Here is a 20371-nt window from a genome sequence, read left to right as displayed (position 1 = left end):
GGGGTCCGTCTTGCCTACACCTGCGCTGCGTGGGCGCGCTCGGGGAAGCGCCCACGAGGAACCCCCGTACCCGCGTCCCCGCCTGTCACTCCGCCCCGCACACCAACCGGAACCCGCTGAAGTCGGCCGTGAACTCCGCCGCGACCAGGTCCTGGGCGTGGATGCCGGCCAGGGTGCCGGTGAAGCGGAGCCTGGAGCCGTAGTCGTCGGAGAGGTGGGTGAAGTCGAGGGGCGGGCCTATGGGGGTGCGCAGGCCGTCGCTGAGGTACCAGAAGCGGGCCTCCGTGCCGTCGATGCTCGCCCCCAGGGTGATCGGCCGGCCCGGTTCGACCTCGACGACGGCCATCTGCCGGGCACCGTCCTCGTCGCGCTCCAGGAGACTGAGCACCGTACGGCCCTCGCCCCGCCACTGCTGGCCGCGCTGCCGTTCGCCCTCGGGCTCGGCCCAGGTCAGGTCGAGGCTGAGGTAGGACGCGGTGTTGTACCGCAGGGTCAGGCCCGCCGCCTCGCCGAAGGTGCGCGGCCGGGCCTCCAGGGTGACCTCCACCTCCGCCCGGTGCTCGGTGAGCCGCTGCGCCAACACACTCTGGTCCCACAGCGACTCGGGCCCCTGCCGGCCCCGCAGCCGTATCCAGCCGGGACGGGCACCCGTGTCGACCCACGAGACATCCGCCTCGGCCCGCAGAGTGCTCCAGGGCCAGGCAATGGCAGCGGAGGCCGCAACGGAAGCCGAAGCCACAGCCGGAGCGGGAGTTGCAGCCGGAGCGGGGGTCGGAGCGGGGGCCGGAGTTGAAGCCGGAGCAGTCGCCGCAGCCGCAGCGGAGGTCGAAGCCGAAGCCGGAGCCCCAGCCGGAGCCGCAGTCACCGCCCCAGCCCCAGCCCCAGCCGGAGCCGCAGTCACCGCCGCAGCCCCAGCCCCAGCCGGAGCCGCAGTCACCGCCGCAGCCCCAGCCGCAGGCGCACTCGCGGCCGGTATCCTCACCTCCACCTCCGGGTGCCAACCCCCCTGCCGCAGCCGGGGCCAGCCCTGCGCGTCCCAGGTCACCGCCTGGATCGCGGTCTCGCGGCCCAGCGTGCAGCGGATGCCCCGGTCGGTGTGGAGGGGGCGGGCGGTGAGGTGGCTCAGGAACCACTCGCCCGTCGGGGTCCGGACCAGTTCGGCGTGTCCGGCCTTCTGCAACGGCACCTTCGGGTCGTCCCGCGTCGTCAGCAGGGGCACGTCGTCGAGTACGTACGGCCCGGTGAGCGCGCGGCTGCGCGCCACCCGGACCCCGTGCTCGACCCCGGTGCCGCCCTCGGCGAGGACCAGATAGAACCAGCCGTCGCGGATCAGGAGCTTCGGACCCTCGATCAACCGGTCGTGCTGGAGCAGCAGATGAGTGTGGCCGACGGACCGAAGCGTGGTGCGGTCCAGCTCCGTCAGGACGATCCCGGCGAACCGCTCGCCGCCGGGACGGTGGTCGCTCTGCATGTTGAGCAGCCAGAGCCGGCCCTCGTGGTGGAACAGGGCGGGGTCGAAGCCATGGCTGGCGACCCGCCGCGGAGCGGTCCACTCACCGTCCACCGTCGCCGCCGTGCTGACGTACGTGTCCAGGTCGAAGTAGCGCGTACCGACCGACCGCACGACCGTGTAGACCACCCAGAAGCGCTCGCCGTCCCAGCTCAGCGAGGGCGCCCAGATGCCCGCCGAGTCGGGGACCCCGCGCAGCGAGCCGCCGGGGGCCGCGCCGCGCACATGACCGGCGTACTCCCAGTGCGCCAGATCCCTGGAGCGGTGCAGGGGGATCGTCGGGAACCACTCGAACGAACTGGTGGCCACGTAGTACCACTCGCCGACCCTGATCAGGGAGGGGTCGGGCGCGAAGCCACGGATGACCGGATTGCGGGCCACGGTCACGGCCCGCTCGGCGTCGGCGGTCACTTGAGCGCCCCCAGGGTGACGCCCGTGCGCCAGTAGCGGCGCATCGCCGTCATCATGATCGCCAGCGGGACGATGGACAGGAGCGCGCCCGTCAGGACGAGGCTGGTCACGTCGATGCCGGACTCGGCACGCTTGCCCGACCAGTTGTAGAGGCCGAGGTTGAGGGTCCAGTTCTCCTCGCCGCGCAGGACGGTGAGGGGCAGGAAGAAGGCGTTCCAGGTGTTGACGAAGGCCAGCAGGAAGACCGTCGCACCGCCCGTGGTCATCATCCGCAGCACGATGCTGAAGAAGATCCGCAGCTCGCCGGCGCCGTCGATCCGGGCCGCCTCCAGCAGTTCGAAGGGGATCGTCGCCTCGGTGTAGACCTTCGCCAGATACACGCTGAAGGGGTTGATCAGGCAGGGGATCAGCATCGCCCAGGGAGTGTCGACCAGGCCGATCTTCGAGAACATCAGATACAGCGGGAGCGTGAGCAGGGCGATGGGGATGAGGAAGGAGCCCACCACGGCCCCGAAGACCACGCCCCGGCCGGGGAAGTCGAAGCGGGCCAGCCCGTAACCGGTCGCCAGGGCGATGAGCGTGCCGCCGAGGGAGCCGACACCGGCGTACAGGAACGAGTTGGCGGTCCACCGCAGGAAGATGCCGTCCTCGTAGGTGAACAGCTGATGCAGGTTGTCCCACAGGTGCATGCCGGAGAACCACAGGCCGTTGCTCTGGTACAGCCCGACCTGGTCCTTCGTGGCGGCGACGATCAGCCACCACACGGGGAACAGGCTGTAGACGCTGGCCAGGATCAGGCCGAGCAGGATGAAACGCTGGCCGCCGCGCCCGCGCGAGGCGGGGTCGGGGCCGGCGATCCGCCGTACGGGAGGCGGCCCGGACTTCCCTGACGCGGCCGACTTCGCCGATGTGCTGGGGGAGTCGGTGGTGGTCGTGGCCATCAGTCGACCTCCTTCGAGGTCAGCCGGTAGAAGACGAGGGAGGCGGCGCCGAGGATCAGGGCGAGGAGCACCGACAGGGCGGCGGCGTACTGGTAGTTGCCCGCGTTGAACGCCTGGTTGTAGATGATCATGATGGGGGTGAAGCTGCCGTCGACGGTCTCGGGGGTGATGTTCCGGAACAGCGCCGGCTCGTTGAAGAGCTGCAGCATCTGGATGATCGACAGCAGACCGGTCAGGACCAACGCGGCCCGTACGAACGGGATCTTGATGCTCAGCGCGATCCGGGTCTCGGAGGCGCCGTCGAGACGGGCCGCCTCGAACAACTCGCGGGGCACGCCCTGGAGCGCCGAGTAGATGATCACCATGTTGTAGCCGATGCCGTGCCAGGTGAGCAGATTGCCGATGGACGGCCACACCATGGAGGGCGCGAAGAAGTTCCAGTCGAACCCGAGGAAGTCACCCATCGGCGTCAGCGGCCCGACGGCGGGGCTGTACAGATTGATCCACACGATCGCCGCGACCACGCCGGGGATCATGTACGGCACCAGCAGCACGATCCGGAACCGGTTCGCGGCCTTCGCGGTGAGCGCGTCCAGGAACAGCGCCAGGACCAGGCTGACCAGCAGCATGAACGGGATCTGCACGCAGGCGAACAGCACCACCCGCAGGATCGAGCCCATGAACGCCGAGTCGGACAGCCCCAGTTGGTAGTTGTCGAGCCCGGTGAACTCCCGGGTCGCGCCCCCGAGGCCGAGCCCGGACCGTTTCTCCTGGAACAGCGACTCGTAGACGGCGTACGCGATGGGCAGCAGATAGAGGAAGACGAATCCGAGCTGGAAGGGCACCGTGAACGCGGCACCCTTCCAGCGCTGGGAGCGAATCATCGAAAGATGCCTCAGCCCTTGACGTTGATGCCGCGTGACTTCAGGTCCTTGACCGTCCACTCCTGCATGTGGGCGAGCAGGTCGGTGACCTTCTGCTCCTTGCTGACCACCTTGCCCCACTCGCTCTGCAACTCGGTGAACATGGCGGTCCAGTTGGGGCCGTAGACCCAGTCGGTGGTCACGGTGCCCAGGCTGTCCGTGACGATCTTCTCGGCCGGTTCGTAGTTGTCGCCGAGCAGCTTCTCGGAGATCGCCTCCGCCACGAACGAGTCGCTGTCGGCCAGACCCGGCATCACACCGCTACCGGTCTCCGGGCTCGCCATCGACTTCACCGCGCCGGGGTCGGTGGACAGCCACAGTGCCGCCTCCGCCGCCTGCTTCTTGTGCGCGCAACTCTCGGTGACCAGGTTCATGCCACCGCTCTGGTTGGTGCCGGCCGGAGTCTTCGCGGCCTCCCCCTGGTAGGTCGGCCACGGCGAGAGCGCCCACTTGCCGAAGGAGTCGGTGAAGTTCTGCACCATGCCGGCCATCTGCCAGGTGGAGATCTGCCGGGTGACCGTGCCGCCCTTGTCGTAGTTGCGCTGCACGGCCGCGTAGTCGGCGAAGGAGAGCTTGGAGTTGAGGCCGCCGTCGATGATCTGCTGGATCACGTCGGCCGCCTTCAGGCTCCCTTCGTCCTGGAAGTTCACCTTCCAGGAGTCGCCGTCGATGGCGTACCAGTGGGCGCCGGCCTGCATGGCCAGCACCTCCAGGGTGCTCGGGTCCTCACCGGCGTAGTTGGTGATGTGGATGCCGTGCTTCTTCAGGACCTTGCCGGCGGCTATGAAGTCGTCCCAGGTGGCAGGTGCCTTCAGCCCGTACTTCTGGAACACGTCGGTGCGGTAGATCGTGAAGGCCGGCGCCGAGCTGGTGGGCACGCCGTAGACCTTGCCCTGCACCTGGACACCGGCCCACGCGCCGGCGTTGAACTTGTCCGCGCTCGACCCGACGTACTCGGTGATGTCGGCGAGCGCGCCCTGCGACACCCAGGTCGTCACGTACTCGGCGGTGTTCTGCACCAGACAGGGGGCGTTGCCCGCCTTCACCGCGTTGCTGAGCTGCTTCTGCATGGTCAGCTGGTCGGTGACCTTGGTGTACTTGAGCTGGACGTCCTTGTGGGCGGCGTTGAACGACTTGACGAGGGCCTCCTGGCCGTTGGCCCAGCCCCAGAAGGGGAGCGTGACCGGGCCGGTTGCGCCGGAGGAACCGTCGTCACCCGAGTCCGAACCGCCGCACGCGGCGAGCAGGCCTGTCAGCGCCACACTCGCGACGGCGATGCGGGCGAACCTTCTCCGGGGGCTGCTGGAGTTCATCGAACGGTCATCCTTCGAGACGTAGACGATCGCGGAAGTGGGGGAGCGAGGGGCGGCTCGGTGGGGCGACTACGAGCGAGGCGGACCGTCAGCTCGGGTCTCGGGACCCCTGCGGAACGTGTAGTAAACGGTTGCTGTGAAACGTAGGTCGCCTGCTCGGCTCACGCAAGAGCGCGACGGCAAATTGTTACGCCGGATGGTCGACGGGGTTGCCGGAAGCTGTCGTCCGGTGGCCGTCGGGTGACGGTGAGTGTGCAGGTCAGGTGCGCGACGGCCTGGCGTTCGGCCGCAGTGAGGGAGGGCATCACGTGGCCCGGATACGCGAAAACGTTTACGCAACGGGAGACGGCGTGGGGTGGTCGCTCCTCGTCCCCGGCGGCCCCGTGGGCTGCCGTACGACCCGTACGTGGGGGCCGGGTCAGGCGACCCGGGCCAGGTCGGTGTGGCGTACCTCGTGGGCCGGCGGCAGTCCGGAGGCCAGACGCTCCAGCTCCTCGACGACCGTCCGGCCGAGCCGCTCCAGCTCGTTGCCGAGGGAGCCGGCGATGTGCGGGGTGAGGAAGACGTTGGGGAGGTGGTAGAGCGGGGAGCCGACCGGCAGCGGCTCGGGTTCGGTCACGTCCAGGACCGCGCTGAGCCGGCCGGAGAGCAGTTCGTCGGTGAGCGCCTCGGGGTCGACGAGGGCGCCCCGGGAGGTGTTGATGAGGACGCCGCCGTCCCGGATGAGCGCCAGTCTGCCGCGGTCGAGCATGCGGTAGGTCTCGGGGATGTCGGGGGCGTGCAGGCTGACGATGTCGCTGGTCCGCAGCAGGTCGTCGAGGGCCATGGGCTGGGCGCCCAGCGCGGCGGCCCCGGCCGTGTCGACGTACGGGTCGTACAGCGAGACGGCGAAGTCGAACGGCCTCAGCAGTTCCAGGAGCCGGCGGCCGACGCGCGAGGCGCCGATGACGCCGACCCGGCGGCCGACGTTGCCGATGGCGGCGGTCTCGGCGGGGGAGGGGTAGGTGTGGGTCTGCCGGAAGCGTTCGCGCTGGTCGAAGGCGTCCTTTCCGGCCAGCAGGATCATCGCCAGGGTGTACTCGGCGACCGGCAGCGCGTTGCCGGCCACCGCGCTGGAGACGGTCACCCCGCGCTGCCAGAGGGCTTCGCCGACCAGCGCGCGGACCGAGCCGGCGGCGTGCAGGACGCCGCGCAGCCGGGGCGCCGCCGCCAGCACCTCCGCGTCGAGGTGCGGGCAGCCCCAACCGGTGATCAGCACCTCGGCGCCGGCCAGCGCGGAGGCGGCCGCCGGATCGGTGAAGTCCCGCACCACGACCTCGGGATCGATCTCGACCACCTCCCGGAGCCGTGCCATGAGCGGCGGCGGGAAGAGCAGGGGCAGATGCACCGGATCCATGGCGAACACGGCTCGCGTCGACTGGGCGCTGGGCATGACTCTCCTGGAGAGCAGGGGGTGGACTCAGGGACTGCTGCGGGAAACAGTTCCAGAAAACGTCTTCTACCGTAGATCCGGGTCCGACGGCCGGTCAATCGTCGTGATGCGGGTGTCGTGCTCCGGAGGCCGCCTGAGATCGGCTGCATCTGTGCTGGTCGTGGGGGTGTGGCGTGGGGTGTGGGGTGGGTGGCCGGACGATCTCGGCGGTTTCTGGACAGGCGAGAGGTGACTGTGTGTCGGAAGAGGCCGTTGAGGTCCCCGTCCGGCCGTAATCGATTACCCCTTCGAGTCGGGTGCTGAACCGGGCCGCGAGGAGCGCGCTCCGGAAGTGGATCAGAGGTCCGGGCGGCAAGGCAACCGGTTCCCGCCAGGTGACGGATCGCGAGCCGGAGGCCGACCTCGCATGCGACCGGAAACCACCCCTCGATCCGGCGGATCCGCCCTGGTCGGACTGGGGATCACCGCCAACCGGGGCGGCATTCGGCCATGTCCCAGGGGTTACGCGGAGTTTTCGAAAACTGGTCGAGCCTCTTGACGCGGTTTGCGGTCAGGAACAAGCTCTGCCCCGTTAACCGATAGAAACCGGTTGTCCCCGAGAGGTGGTTCCCGCTCGTGAAGGTGAGGTGTCCATGCGTACCCCTGCCGGTGGCCCCCTGAGCCGCCGTCGGTTTCTCGCCCTCTCGGCGGCCGGTGCCACGGCCGGCGGGGCGGCCCTGAACGGCTGTGCGCTCCCCGTGGCCGGCGGTGCCGATGGCTCGGGCGAGACCGTCACGCTGATGGTGAAGGCCGAGGACATCTCCCCGGAGCTGATCAGGCAGGCGCGGCGTGACCTCGGCATCCGCATCGTCACGGTGAAGTACGACATCACCAAGCTGATCGCGATGCTGACCAGCGGAAACCCGCCGGATCTGGTGCGTGGCGTGGGCGCCGTGGACACGCCGTACTACGCGGCGCGTGACGTGGCCGAGGAACTGGACCCGTACTTCGCCGGCAGCTCCGTGCTGAGGGCCGACGACCTCGACCCGGTCAACGACCTGTGGCGCTACGACGGCCGCACCCAGGGGAAGGGACCGCGCTACGGCATGGTGAAGGACTTCTCCCAGGACTCCATGTACTGGTACAACACCGCGCACTTCGACGAGGCGGGCATCGCGTATCCGCACGCCTCCGAGCCGGTCACATACGAGGAGTGGCTGGAGCGCGCCCAGCGGCTCACCCGGCGGCGGAACGGCCGGACCCTGGTCTTCGGCGGCAGCTACAACGGTCTCTACGAGGCCACCAACCTCGCGACCCTGACGGCGGCCGCCGGCGGCAGTCTCTTCCACGACGACCTCGCCCGGATCGACTTCACCACCCCGGAGGCCCGCAGGGCGCTGGGCTGGTACATCGACTACTGCCGGACCAGGGTGGGCCCGAGCGCGATCCAGCCCGACCCCAACGCCTGGGACGGGCCCACCTATCAGGCGGGCCGCATGGCCATGACCAACAGCGGCTACTGGCTCGGCGGAATGATCAACACCGACGAGAAGCTGGCGAAGGTGTCCCGGCTGGCCCCCGCCCCGGTCTTCGCGGGCGGCGCCCGGGTCAGCCCCTGCCAGGGCGGCACCGGGTTCTGGATGCCGAGGAAGGCACGGAACAAGGACGCCGCCTGGCGGGTCTTCGAGTGGTTCTTCGGCGAGGCCCCGGCCGAGGCCCGCGCGGGCGGCGGCTGGGGCATCCCGAGCCTGAAGTCCCTGCGGCCGCTGATGCCGGCCGAACACGACTACCAGCGCCGGGTGCTGGCGGCCCAGGAGGCAGAGCTGGAGCACTTCTCGGTGATCTCCTTCACCCCCTACATCACGGCGGAGGGCTTCAAGGCCCTCTTCAACCAGGTGGCCCCGGCGGCGATGAAGGGCGAGATCTCCGTCGACACCCTCGCCGGGCGCCTCAACTCCACCATCAACGAACAGCTCGACCGCGGAAAGGAGCAGGTCGGATGACGGCCGAGCGCACGACCGCCGCGGTGCGGCGCGGGACGACCGGGGTCCGGACGGCACCCCCAGCCGCCACCCGGCCGGCCGGCCGGGCCGGGACCCGCCCGCCCCCCTCCATGTCCACCCGCAGGCACCGGGCGTTCTACCTGTTCGCCTCGCCCTGGATCATCGGCTTCCTGCTGCTCACCGTCGTGCCGATGGCGTACGCGCTGTGGCTGAGCCTCACCACCTACGACGGGATCTCGCCGCACTGGCGGTTCGTCGGCCTCGCCAACTACCGCGAGCTGCTGGCCGATCCGGTGACCTGGGACTCCCTCGGCCGCGCCGGGCTGTTCGCGCTGACCTCGGTACCGCTGTCGATCGTCGCCGGACTCGGGCTCGCCGTGCTGATCAACCGGCCGCTCCGGGCCCGGGGCCTGTTCCGCACCCTGCTCTATCTGCCGGCCGTCGTACCGCCGGTGGGCGCCGGGCTCGCCTTCAAGACGCTGTTCGACCAGAACTCCGGCGCCGCCAACGGGGTGCTGAACGTCTTCGGCGTCGACGCCCTCGGCTGGCTCGCGGATCCGTACGCCCGCTATGTGCTGCTGATGACGGTGCTGTGGACCGCCGGCAACGTCATGATCATCTCGCTGGCCGGGCTCCAGGACGTGCCCCGTGAACTGCACGAGGCGGCCCGGATCGACGGGGCGAGTGCCTGGCGGACGTTCCGCAGTGTGACCGTGCCGCTGCTGTCGCCGGTGCTGCTGTTCCAGACGGTGACCGGGGTGATCGCCTCGGTGCAGACCGTGATGCCGCTGCTGCTGGCGGCCGAGCCCACCACGGGCGGCGTCACCGCGATCCCGCAGTCCAACTACATGTACATGATGCATGTGTTCGCCGAGTACTTCGCGCTCGGCCGCTACGGCTACGCCTCCGCGCTGCTGTGGGTGCTCTTCGTCCTGATCCTCGTCGTCACCGGTCTCCTCTTCCGGTTCACGTCGGGCGTGGTGTTCTACAACGTCGACCCGGAGGCGAAGAAGTGACCGTCACGAGCGACATCGCCCGTGCCCCGGGCGGCTCCTCTCCGGCCGGCGGACGGCTGCGCACCGGCCGGCTCGTCCTCTACACCGTGCTCGTCGTCGTCACCGGGCTCTTCCTCGGGCCCTTCGGCTGGCTGCTGCTCACCGGGCTGAAGACCTCCGCCGAGACGGCCGCGGCGCCGGTGCACTGGCTGCCCGCGGACTTCCAGTGGCACAACTTCGCCGACGCGTTCCATCTGATCGACTTCCTCGGCTACGCCCGCAACTCCCTGATCATCGCCTTCCTCTACGCCACCCTGGTCACCCTGAGTTCGGCCTGGGTCGGCTACGGCTTCGCCCGGCTGGAGGCGCCCGGGAAGAAGACCCTGTTCGGCGTGCTGCTCGGCTCGATGATGCTGCCCCAGATGATCACCCTGCTGCCGACCTATCTGATCTTCGCCAGGCTCGGCATGGTCGACACCTACTGGCCCTGGGTGCTGTGGGGCCTCGCGGCGGCGCCGTATCTCGTCTTCCTCTTCCGGCAGTTCTTCGCCGGGCTGCCCCGGGAGCTGGAGGAGGCCGCGATCGTCGACGGCTGCGGCTACGCCACCATCTTCTGGCGGATCTTCCTGCCGCAGTCCTGGCCGGTGCTCTCCGCCAGCTTCGTGATCGCCTTCACCTGGACCTGGGGCGACTACATCGCACCCCAGCTCCTGCTGTCCACGGACCGTTCCACCCTCGCGGTCGCCGTGATGTCCAGCTACGTCACCTCCGCCGGGACCCCCGTCACCCACCTCCAGGCCGCCGCCTCGGTGATGTACGTCGTCCCGATCCTGCTGATCTTCCTCGTCGCCCAACGCGGCTTCGTCGCCGGGATGTCCACCTCCGGACTCAAGTGAGTCCCGCCCCCGCCACGGCAGTCGCCCACCGATCCCCCCGACTCCCCTCGTACACAAGGACGTTGCTCATGACCGAAACCCAGGGTCCGGGTCTGTCCCGGCGCACCCTCCTCCAGACCGCCGGCGCCGCGGCCGCCGCGTACACCCTGCTCGGGGCCACCCCGGGCACCGCCAACGCGGCCGAGGGGGAGAGCGCCGACAAGCTGGTGGTGCACCCCGTCCCGACCGGGCTGCCCCTGAACACCAGCTTCTCCGTCAAGGCCCGTACACCGGGCGGCGCGTGGCAGCCGGTCCCCGTCGTCCGGGCGCGCACCAAGACCATCAACGAGAAGACCGGCGCGGGCGTCGTCCGCAGCTCCTCGGTGGCCAGCCTCGACTTCCGCGGCACCGTGGAGGTCCAGGTGACCTCCTCGAAGGGCGCCATCCCCTCCGCACGGATCCGCCCCCTGTCGTACGACATCGCCCACGAGGTGAGCGGGGACACGGTCACCTTCAGCCTCACCGAGCCGCGCAACCTCTCCATCGAACTCGGCGACGCCGACGGAGCCGCCTTCGACCTCTACGACAACCTCCAGCTGCACGCCAACCCGGTCGAGAAGTGGCGGCCCGAGGAGGACGACCCGGACGTCATCTACTTCGGCCCCGGCATCCACACCGTCCCCGACAACGTGGTCAAGGTGCCCAGCGGCAAGACCGTGTACCTGGCCGGCGGCGCGGTTCTCAAGGCCCGTGTGGAGTTCAGCCACGTGGAGAACGCCCGGCTGCTCGGCCGGGGCATCATCCACGACTCGGACGCCGCCACGCTGGTCGCCTTCTCCAAGAACATCGAGATCGACGGCATCCTCGCCCTCAACCCGAAGACCGGCTACTCCTGCACCATCGGCCAGTCGCAGCAGGTCACCGTCCGGAACCTGCACTCCTACAGCTTCGGCCAGTGGGGCGACGGCATCGACGTCTTCAGCAGCGAGGACGTGCTCATCGAGGGCGTCTTCATGCGCAACAGCGACGACTGCATCGCCATCTACGCCCACCGCTGGGACTACTACGGCGACTGCCGCAACATCACCGTCCGGAACTCCACCCTGTGGGCCGACGTCGCCCACCCGGTCAACATCGGCACCCACGGCAACCCCGAGAAGCCCGAGACCATCGAGAACATCGTCTTCAGCGACATCGACGTCCTCCAGCACCGCGAGCCGCAGGTCCTCTACCAGGGCTGCTTCGCCCTCAACCCCGGCGACAGCAACCTCATACGCAACGTCCGCATCCAGGACGTCCGCGTGGAGGACTTCACCTGGGGCCAGTTGCTCAACATGCGGGTGATGGCCAACCGGTACAACGCCGCCCCGGGACGCGGCATCGAGGACGTGTACGTGCGCGACCTGACCTACGACGGCACCCACGCCTCCATGGCGATCCTGACCGGGTACGACGCGGACCGCCCGATCAAGAACCTGACCTTCCAGAACCTGACGGTCAACGGGACGGTCGTGCACGACAAGATGAAGAAGCCCGGCTGGTACCTGACCACCGACATGGTGCCGATGTTCGCCAACGAACACGTCCAGAACCTCCGCTTCCTGGACGCCGGCACCCCGGCCGCCACCACCGCGCCGGAGATCACCAGCGCGGGCGAGGTCACGGCCGTCGCCAAGCGGGTCTTCAACCACCTGGTCACGGCGAGCGGGCTGCCCACGTCCTTCGCCGCCGAGGGACTGCCCGGGGGTCTGTCGTTCGACACGAGGACGGGTCTGATCTCCGGTGTCCCGTTCCGCCCCGGCTCCTGGACGGTCACCGTGTCGGCCACCAACAGCGCCGGTACGGCCACCCAGTCCCTCCAGCTCACCGTGCGGCACCCGTAGGACCAGGAGAGACATCCGTGCATCCCCTCAGCAGACGGTCGTTCCTCGGCGCGGCCGGCCTCACGGCCGCGGCCGGCACCGGAATCCTGACGGCCGCCGCCTCCGCCTCAGCCGCCCCGGCATCCGCCGCGTGGGCGCGCTCCACCGGGGCGACCCGCACCTTCAGCCACCCCGGCCTCCTGCACAGCGCGGCCGATCTGGACCGGCTGAAAAGCGCGGTCGCCGCGAAGGAGGCGCCGATCCACGACGGCTTCACCGTCCTCGCGGCCCACGCCCGGTCCAAGGCCACGTACACCGCGCAGAACACGGGCCAGATCACCTCCTGGGGACGCGGCCCCACCAACTTCATGAGCCAGGCCGTCGCCGACTCCGCCGCCGCCTACCAGAACGCGCTGATGTGGTGCGTGACGGGCGAGCGGGCCCATGCCGACAAGGCGCGGGACATCCTCGACGCCTGGTCCGCCTCCCTCACCGTGATCACGGGTGCCGACGGCCCGCTCGGCGCCGGTCTTCAGGCCTTCAAGTTCGTCAACGCCGCCGAACTGCTGCGGCACACCGGGTACGACGGCTGGGCGGAGGCGGACATCGCCCGCTGCGAGCGGTCGTTCCTCGACGTCTGGTACCCGGCGGTCTCCGGCTACATGCTCTACGCCAACGGCAACTGGGACCTGACGGCCATTCAGACCGTCCTGGCCATCGGCGTGTTCTGCGAGGAGCCCGTCCTCTTCGAGGACGCCCTGCGGTTCGCCGCGGCCGGCGCCGGCAACGGCAGCGTCCCCGGCCGTGTCGTCACGGCCGCCGGCCAGGGCCAGGAGTCCGGCCGCGACCAGGGGCACGAGCAGCTCGCGGTCGGCCTGATGGGCGACGCGGCGCAGGTGGCCTGGAACCAGGGCGTGGACCTGTGGGGCTTCGACGGCAACCGGCTCCTCGCGAACGCCGAGTACGCCGCGCGCTACAACCTCGGCGGCGACGTCCCCTTCACCCCCGACCTGGACCGCACCGGCAAGTACATCAAGAAGACCGTCTCCGCCGTCGGCCGCGGCACCCTCCCGCCGATCTACGAGATGTACCTCGCCCACTACGCCGGGGTGCGCGGTCTCGACGCCCCCGCGACGAAGGCGGCGGTCTTCCGGGGCACCGGAGGCGCCCGCGTCGTCGAGGGCACCAACGACGACCTCCCGAGCTTCGGCACCTTCGCCTATGCCGGGGCCACCGCCCCCGCGTCGACACCCGTACCGGAGCCTCCGGCCGGGGTCACGGCGGTGGGCGACCCCGGGGCCGTGACCGTGGCGTGGCTGCCGTCGGCCTGGGCCACCGGCTACACCGTCCGGCGGTCCGCCCGCCCCGAGGGCCCGTACGAGGAGGTCGCCAGCGGCCTCGACGAGCCGGTGTACACCGACCGGGAGGTAAGCCGGGGACGTACGTACCACTACATCGTCGCCGCCACCAACTCCCGGGGGAGCAGCGGAAGTTCGAGCCCCGCGGCCGCCTCTGCGGGCCTGCCCGGGCCGTGGGACGCCCGGGACCTGGGGACGGTGCGGATCCCGGGTGCGGCCCTGTTCGACGGCGAGCGGTTCGTGCTCCGGGCGAGCGGCACGGCGGACACGTACCACCTGGCCCATCTGCCGCTGCGGGGCGACGGCACGGTCACCGCCCGGATCGTGTGGCCGCTCAGCTCCCAGTACTCCAAGATCGGCGTCACCCTCCGCGACGCCCTCGACCCGGACGCCGCGCACGCCTCGATGCTGATCCAGGGGCTGCCGCTGCACACCTGGAGCGGGGTGTGGAGCGTTCGGAAGGCGGCCGGGGCCGCCGTCTCGGCGACCGGCAGCACCCCCGTGCCGCCCACCCAGCAGCAGGGGATCACCACCGCCGCCGCGTTCCCGATCTCCGGCCTGGGCGCTCTCCCGGAGTCGGCGACCCCGCTCCAGGCCCCGTACGTCGAGGGTGCGGGCGACGGCTACCGGCTGCGGGCCCCGTACTGGGTGCGGGTGACCCGGGAGGGCCGCCGCTGCACCGGGGCGATCTCGCCGGACGGCGTCCGGTGGACCGAGGTCGGCAGCTCCGAGGTCGACCTGGGGCGGACCGTGCACGCCGGACTGGTCCTCACGTCCTGTCTGGGCGTCGACGAGGAGTACGCCGACACCGGCACCGGCGCCTTCGACAACGTCACCGTGGTCTCCGCCACCGGGGGAGAGGTCTGGTCGGTGCCCCGCCCCGCCCGACGGGCCACCGACCTCAGGGCCACCACCGGGGCCGACGCGGTGGAGCTGACCTGGACCGATCCCGACCTCTCCGCCCGCTACCGGGTGCGGCGCGCCACCCGCGCCGACGGCACCTACCGGACGATCGCGACCGGCGTCGCCCCGGTCGGCTTCGGCGCCCGCCTCCGGTACACGGACGCCACCGGCACCCCCGGCACGACGTACCACTACGTCGTCACGAAGAGCAACGAGGGCGGACAAGGCCCCCGCTCGAAGCCGGCCGCCGCACGCATGCCGTCCCCGACCACGCCGCAACTCCCCTCCGCCGCAACGGCGTTCGCCAACCTGGGTGCTCCCTTCCAGTACTTGATCCGTGCCTCGCACGCTCCCGTGCGCTTCGGCGCGAGCGGACTCCCCGCGGGCCTGCGCGTCGACGGACGCACGGGTCTGATCTCCGGAACCCCCACCCGGACCGGCGAGTTCACCGTCACCACCACCGCGGGCAACGCGGCGGGCGAGGCGTCCGGCACCCTCACCCTGACCGTCGGCACACCGCCGCCCGACCCCTGGACGTACGGCGATCTCGGCGACGTCGTCCTCGACGAGCGCGCCGTCGGGACCCTGGGCGTGGTCGCGGTCCGCACCCCCGGCAGTACGGCGTACGAGGAGGGCGGGACCTTCGTCGTGCGGGGCGCGGGTGTCGACCTGTCCGTCAACAACCAGGGGATGACGGGGCAGTTCACGCGGCGGCCGGTCTCCGGCGACTGCGAGATCACCGCCCGGCTGGTCTCCCGCACCGGCGCGGTCGCCGACCGGGTCGGGCTGTTGATGGCCAAGTCGCTGTCGCCGTTCGACCAGGCGGCCGGGGCGATCGTCAGCGGCGGGACGAGCGCCCAGCTGATGCTCCGCACGACCGTGGCCGGACGGTCGACGTTCACGGGCGGTGCCACCGTCGCCGCCCCCTGCCTGCTGCGGTTGAGACGCGTCGGGACCGCGTTCTCCGCGGCGGTGTCCACAGACGGAGGAGTCACCTTCACCCCCCTCGCCGACGGAGAGATCCCCGGCTTCGGTGACGCCCCCTACCACGTGGGCCTGGTGGTCTGCTCCCGCGACCCCCTGGCCCACGTCACCGCGCGATTCAGCGAGGTGAGCATCACCCCCCTCTAGCGCCTGGCGGGTCCCTCGGGGCCCGCGAGGCTCCTCCATGGAATGGAGACAAGCAATGAGCCGCACTTCCCCCCACACGAGCCCCGAAGGGCTCGCCCCCGAGGGCGAGTTGAGCCGCAGAGGTCTGCTGCGGACCGCCGGCGGACTCACCGCCGCCCTCGCGCTGGGCGCCGCCTCCTCCGTAGCGACGACGGCGGAGGCGGCCCCGGCCGCCTTCACCCATCCCGGCATGCTGCACGCCTACGGCGAACTCAACCGCGCCAAGGTGCGGGTGGCCGCCGGCGACGACCCGTGGCTGTCCGGCTGGAACCGGCTGACCGCCAACGCCCACTCCGCGAGCACCTGGACGCCCAACCCGCAGGCCACGATCATCCGTGGTGGAACGGGCGAGAACTACGGCATCCTCTACAACGACATCCACGCTGCCTACCAGAACGCGCTGCGCTGGAAGATCGCCGGCACCACCGCCCACGGCGACGCGGCCGTCCGCATCCTCAACGCCTGGTCGTCGACGCTCACCACCGTCACCGGCAACGCGGACCGGTTCCTGGCCGCCGGGATCTACGGCTACCAGTTCGCGAACGTCGCCGAGCTGATGCGCGGCTACGCCGGGTTCGACCTGAACCGGTTCAAGACGATGATGCTCAACGTCTTCTACCCGCTCAACAACCAGTTCCTGAACAACCACAACGACGCCTGCATCACCAACTACTGGGCCAACTGGGACCTGTGCACCATGAACTCGATCCTCGCGATCGGGATCCTGTGCGACGACGGCGCCAAGTACGACCAGGCCGTGAACTACTTCAAGAACGGCGCGGGCAACGGCGCGATCCGCAAGGCCGTGCCGTTCCTGTACGACAGCCAGGGCCTCGCCCAGTGGCAGGAGTCCGGCCGTGACCAGGGCCACACGATGATGGGCATGGGCCAGATGGGCGCCTTCTGCGAGATGGCCTGGTCCCAGGGCGAGGACCTCTACGGCTACGACAACAACCGGTTCATGAAGGCCGCCCAGTACGTCGCCAAGTACAACCTGGGCGAGGACGTGCCCTTCACCGCCTACACCTGGGGCACCGGGCAGAACTGCGCCCAGCAGACCCACACCGTGATCTCCTCCAGCGGCCGGGGCCAGGTCCGCCCCGTGTGGGACCTCCTCCACTACCACTACGCGCGGCGGCGGGGCCTGTCCGTCCCGTACATCACCCGCATGGCGGAGAGCGTCCGCCCCGAGGGCGGCGGCGGGGACTACGGCCCCACCAGCGGCGGCTACGACCAGCTGGGCTTCGGCACCCTGATGTACGCCAGGTAGCCACCGCCCCCGAGCGGCCGCCGTCGCCCGAACGGCCGCTCGGGACCCGGCACGACCGGAATACCGCGAAGGGATGTGGTGCTCTGAGGTGGACGACGGTTCACGAGCGGGCGGCGTGAGGAGCTGGTGCGCGATGACGGCAGACCGGCAGGGGCCCGTGGTCAGGACGCCGTACGGCGACGTGCGCGGCAGCTACGAGGCCGCGGACGGCGACGGGGCGCGGATCGCGGTGTTCCGGGGCGTCCCGTACGCGGCCCCGCCCTTCGGCCCCCGCCGGTTCCGCCCGCCCTCCCCGCCCGAGCCCTGGCCGGGGGTGCGGGACGCCGTCGCCTTCGGGCCGACGCCTCCGAAGCCGCCGTACTCCGAGGCGTTCGCCCGCTATCTGTCGGACCCCGTCGTCGCGGGCGACGACTGCCTCAACCTGAACGTGTGGACGCCGGAGCCGGGCCCCGGGGCCCGGCTGCCGGTCCTGGTCTGGATCCACGGCGGCGCCCTCACCCGGGGCTCGTCGGCGGTCCCCGTCTACGACGGTGCCGCCTTCGCCCGGTCCGGGGTGGTACTGGTCTCCCTCAACTACCGCCTTGGCGTGGAGGGTTACGGCCTCTTCCCGGACGCCCCGGCCAACCTGGGGCTGCGTGACCAGCTGGCCGCGCTCAAGTGGGTGCGGGAGTCGATCGGGGCGTTCGGCGGTGATCCGGACCGGGTGACCCTGGCCGGTCAGTCGGCCGGCGCCATCAGTGTCGGCGCCCTGCTGGCGATGCCCCGCGCCCGGGGGCTGTTTTGCCGTGCCGTGCTGCAGAGCGGGCCGCCGGAGGCCCTGGACCGGGACAAGGTGCGCCGGATGGTCCGCCGGATGGCGAACCGGCTCAAGGTCCCGGCGACCGCCGCGGCCTTCGCCGCCGTGGACCGCTCCGCGCTCGCCGAGGCGCAGGCCGAGGTCGGCCGTCTCAGCAGCCCGGTGCTCGGCGGTCCCGCCTTCGGCATCGTCGTCGACGGCGACCTGCTGCCCACCGACCCGCTTCAGGCGCTCACCGAGCACGGCGCGGCTCCGGGGACCGACCTGCTGATGGGCTGGACCCGCGACGAGCACCGGCTCTGGCTCGTCCCCGGCGGCCTCCAGGAACGCGTCGACCGCCTCGGCACGGTCGCGCTGGCCGGTGCCCGGGCCCGCTGCCACTGCGGCCCCGAGGTCCCGCGCGCCTACCGCGACCTGCACCCGGACAAGGGCACTGCCGACCTGGTCGGTCGCCTCGTCACCGACCACCTCCTCCGGGTCCCGCTGCACCGGGTGGCGGACGCCCGCCTCGACCAGGCCAGGTCCTACGTCTACGAGTTCGCCTGGTCCTCCGGCGTCCCCGCCCTCGGCGCCTGCCACGCCCTCGAACTCGGCTTCGTCTTCGACACCGGCCACACCCCCGCCTCCGCCAAGCTCGCCGGCGAGCACCCCCCGCGCGACCTGGCCACCGCCCTGCACACCGCCTGGGTCGGCTTCGTGACGGAGGGCACGCCCGGCTGGCCGGCCTGGGACCGCACCCATCCGGTCCGCGTCTTCGACTCCCCGGACGCCGAGACCGTCGTCCTCGGCCCCTACGACCCCGAACTCGCCCTGTGGGAGGCGGACGCGCGGCGACCGCGCCGGGTCCAGGGCGCCGGCACCTTCGTCACCTCGGGCGGAGGCCCGCTCCCTGCCCTGCGCCGCTTCCGGCGCAGTCCCTGAGGCCGGGCCGCCGGTGCCTGCCTACTCCTGGTCCGCGTCGGGTGCGGCGGTGCCGTCCGTGGGTGTCGGCGGTTTCGTGTGCAGGACCGCGCGGGCCTGCTCGGCGGCGCGGGCGGTGTTCTCGCCGACGAAGTCCAGGAAGCGGGCGACGTTCTCCAGGCGGGCGGCGGCGGGAGTGCCGGTGCCGAGGACGCCGACGCCCTGGCGGGCGATCTCGACGACCTGGGCGATGGCGCGGGCGCTGGCGATCGTCGACCGGTACCAGACGTCGTCGTCGACGACATAGCGCTCCCGGCGGCGCTCGCCCTGCTCCCGGCGGATCATGCCCTGGCCGTCGAGGAAGGTGATCGCCTTCGAGACGGACGCCGGGCTCACCTGGAGCCGCTGGGCCAGTTCGGAGGCGGTGAGGCTGCCGCTGTCGGTGAGGGTGAGGCAGGCCATCACCCGGGCCATCATCGCGGGCATGCCCGAGGCGATCATGACGTTGGTGAACGTCTCCTCGTACTCGCGCACGGCCTCGGCGTCCCGGCCGTGAGCCTGCTCGGGGGCCTGTGCCGCCCGGGGCGTGGTCCCGCGGCGCCGGTGGGCGCGGCGTTCGGTGGCGCGGTGGGCCAGGTCGGCGCGGTAGGAGGTGGGGCCGCCGTTGCGCATCACCTCGCGCGTGATCGTCGAGGTCGGGCGTTCCAGGCGCCGGGCGATCTCCGCGTAGGCGAGGCCGTCGGCCAGCCCCAGCGCGATCTGCTGGCGTTCCTGCTGAGTGAGCCTGCCTCCCGGCATCGCTGTTCTCCTTCGTGCTCGGTGGAGCGCCCACCATAGCGTTCGCACCCAATCCATTGCAACGCAACTCACTAGAGCTGTTGCGTTAGTTCTCTGCTCGTTGCAATGATTTCACTGCCCTGGCCTGCATGTTTGATGTTACTCCGCAACGAGTATGTTGCTCGATCCTCGAACGCAACGTAGCTTTTCCGTTGTCGGAAACGAAACGCCGAACGAAGAGCCGAAGGAGACACACCATGCAGAAGTTCGACACCCCCGCCCCGATCTCCACCGTCCTGAACATCCCCGGCGGGCGCGTGCGGCTCATCGCCGCCGACCGGGCCGACACCACCGTCGAGGTCCGGCCCGCCGACGCCGCCAAGGGCCGGGACGTCCGGGCCGCCGAGCGGACCACCGTCGACTACAGCGACGGGGTCCTGCGGATCCAGGCCCCGGCCGCGAAGAGCGAGATCCTCGGCCCCTCCGGCAGCCTGGAGGTGACCGTCCAGCTGCCCGCCGGCTCCCATGTCGAGGCCAAGGCGGCCGCCGCCGAGTTCCGCGGCGTCGGACGGCTGGGCGACGTGGCCATCGACGGCGCGCACGGCCTGGTCAAGCTCGACGAGGTGGCCGGCGCCCGGCTGAACCTCCTGGCCGGCGACGCGCTGGTCGGACGCCTGGGCGGCCCCGCCGAGATCACCAGCGGCAAGGGCGACCTGCGCATCACCGAGGCCGTCCGCGGCACCGTCACCCTGCACACCGGGTACGGCGAGATCTCCGTCGGAGCCGCCGCCGACGCCTCGGCCTCCCTGGACGCCGGCACCTCTCACGGGCGGATCCACAACTCGCTCAGGAACAGCGGGGACACCGACGCCCGGCTCGACATCCACGCCACCACCGGCTACGGCGACATCACCGCCCGCAGCCTCTGACCCACGACCTCCGCCCCGCAGCCC

The 20371-nt window shown here is 70.9% G+C and carries 14 protein-coding genes; 8 read left to right on the top strand and 6 right to left on the bottom strand.

Features of this window, described 5'->3' with window-relative positions; genetic code table 11:
- Positions 1-85: 85 nt before the first annotated feature.
- The 5 genes from ACZ52C_RS37770 to ACZ52C_RS37750 form a co-directional block, all read right to left on the bottom strand.
- Positions 86-1897: a glycoside hydrolase family 43 protein gene (locus ACZ52C_RS37770; protein ID WP_469079072.1), complete on the bottom strand. Its 1812-nt coding sequence runs from the start codon at positions 1895-1897 to the stop codon at positions 86-88.
- A gap of 20 nt (positions 1898-1917) precedes the next feature.
- Entirely contained in the window at positions 1918-2862 is a 945-nt protein-coding gene (locus ACZ52C_RS37765; RefSeq protein ID WP_469079059.1) for a carbohydrate ABC transporter permease, read from the bottom strand.
- A complete protein-coding gene (locus tag ACZ52C_RS37760) occupies positions 2862-3746 on the bottom strand; it encodes a carbohydrate ABC transporter permease (RefSeq protein WP_469079058.1) in 885 nt (294 codons plus the stop codon). The genes ACZ52C_RS37765 and ACZ52C_RS37760 overlap by 1 nt, the downstream gene beginning before the upstream one ends.
- Before the next feature lie 11 nt (positions 3747-3757).
- Entirely contained in the window at positions 3758-5098 is a 1341-nt protein-coding gene (locus ACZ52C_RS37755; protein WP_469079057.1) for an ABC transporter substrate-binding protein, read from the bottom strand.
- A 418-nt stretch (positions 5099-5516) separates the two neighbouring features.
- On the bottom strand, positions 5517-6530 hold the full coding sequence (locus ACZ52C_RS37750) for a hydroxyacid dehydrogenase (RefSeq protein WP_469079056.1): 1014 nt from the start codon (positions 6528-6530) through the stop codon (positions 5517-5519).
- A gap of 632 nt (positions 6531-7162) precedes the next feature.
- Between ACZ52C_RS37750 and ACZ52C_RS37745 the strand changes: the two genes are divergently transcribed.
- The 7 genes from ACZ52C_RS37745 (at position 7163) to ACZ52C_RS37715 (ending at position 18662) form a co-directional block, all read left to right on the top strand.
- The gene (locus ACZ52C_RS37745; protein WP_469079055.1) at positions 7163-8512 is read left to right on the top strand and encodes an extracellular solute-binding protein; all 1350 of its coding nucleotides are present in this window, start codon (positions 7163-7165) and stop codon (positions 8510-8512) included.
- Complete coding sequence (locus ACZ52C_RS37740; RefSeq protein WP_469079054.1) at positions 8509-9528, top strand: carbohydrate ABC transporter permease; 1020 nt, start codon at positions 8509-8511, stop codon at positions 9526-9528. Before ACZ52C_RS37745 ends, ACZ52C_RS37740 begins: the two co-directional genes overlap by 4 nt.
- A 14-nt stretch (positions 9529-9542) precedes the next feature.
- Positions 9543-10403 carry a carbohydrate ABC transporter permease gene (locus ACZ52C_RS37735; RefSeq protein WP_469079071.1) on the top strand — a complete coding sequence of 287 codons (861 nt, stop codon included), beginning with the start codon at positions 9543-9545 and terminating at the stop codon, positions 10401-10403.
- 68 nt (positions 10404-10471) lie between these two features.
- Positions 10472-12265, top strand: a complete 1794-nt coding sequence (locus tag ACZ52C_RS37730) for a putative Ig domain-containing protein (protein WP_469079053.1) — start codon at positions 10472-10474, stop codon at positions 12263-12265.
- A gap of 17 nt (positions 12266-12282) precedes the next feature.
- Positions 12283-15636: an alginate lyase family protein gene (locus ACZ52C_RS37725; RefSeq protein ID WP_469079052.1), complete on the top strand. Its 3354-nt coding sequence runs from the start codon at positions 12283-12285 to the stop codon at positions 15634-15636.
- Between the two features lie 55 nt (positions 15637-15691).
- Positions 15692-16945: an alginate lyase family protein gene (locus ACZ52C_RS37720; protein ID WP_469079051.1), complete on the top strand. Its 1254-nt coding sequence runs from the start codon at positions 15692-15694 to the stop codon at positions 16943-16945.
- Between the two features lie 133 nt (positions 16946-17078).
- Complete coding sequence (locus ACZ52C_RS37715; RefSeq protein ID WP_469079050.1) at positions 17079-18662, top strand: carboxylesterase/lipase family protein; 1584 nt, start codon at positions 17079-17081, stop codon at positions 18660-18662.
- 21 nt (positions 18663-18683) lie between these two features.
- On the opposite strand, the gene ACZ52C_RS37710 is transcribed toward ACZ52C_RS37715, so the two are convergent.
- Positions 18684-19439 carry a GbsR/MarR family transcriptional regulator gene (locus ACZ52C_RS37710; protein WP_469079049.1) on the bottom strand — a complete coding sequence of 252 codons (756 nt, stop codon included), beginning with the start codon at positions 19437-19439 and terminating at the stop codon, positions 18684-18686.
- A 236-nt stretch (positions 19440-19675) separates the two neighbouring features.
- On the opposite strand from ACZ52C_RS37710, the gene ACZ52C_RS37705 reads away from it, so the two are divergent.
- Positions 19676-20347 carry a DUF4097 family beta strand repeat-containing protein gene (locus ACZ52C_RS37705; protein ID WP_469079048.1) on the top strand — a complete coding sequence of 224 codons (672 nt, stop codon included), beginning with the start codon at positions 19676-19678 and terminating at the stop codon, positions 20345-20347.
- Positions 20348-20371 lie beyond the last annotated feature (24 nt).

The sequence above is a fragment of the Streptomyces sp. NPDC034049 genome, from assembly GCF_055575575.1.
Note: the sequence above shows the minus strand (reverse complement) of the source record. Positions and strands in the feature narration are given on the sequence as shown.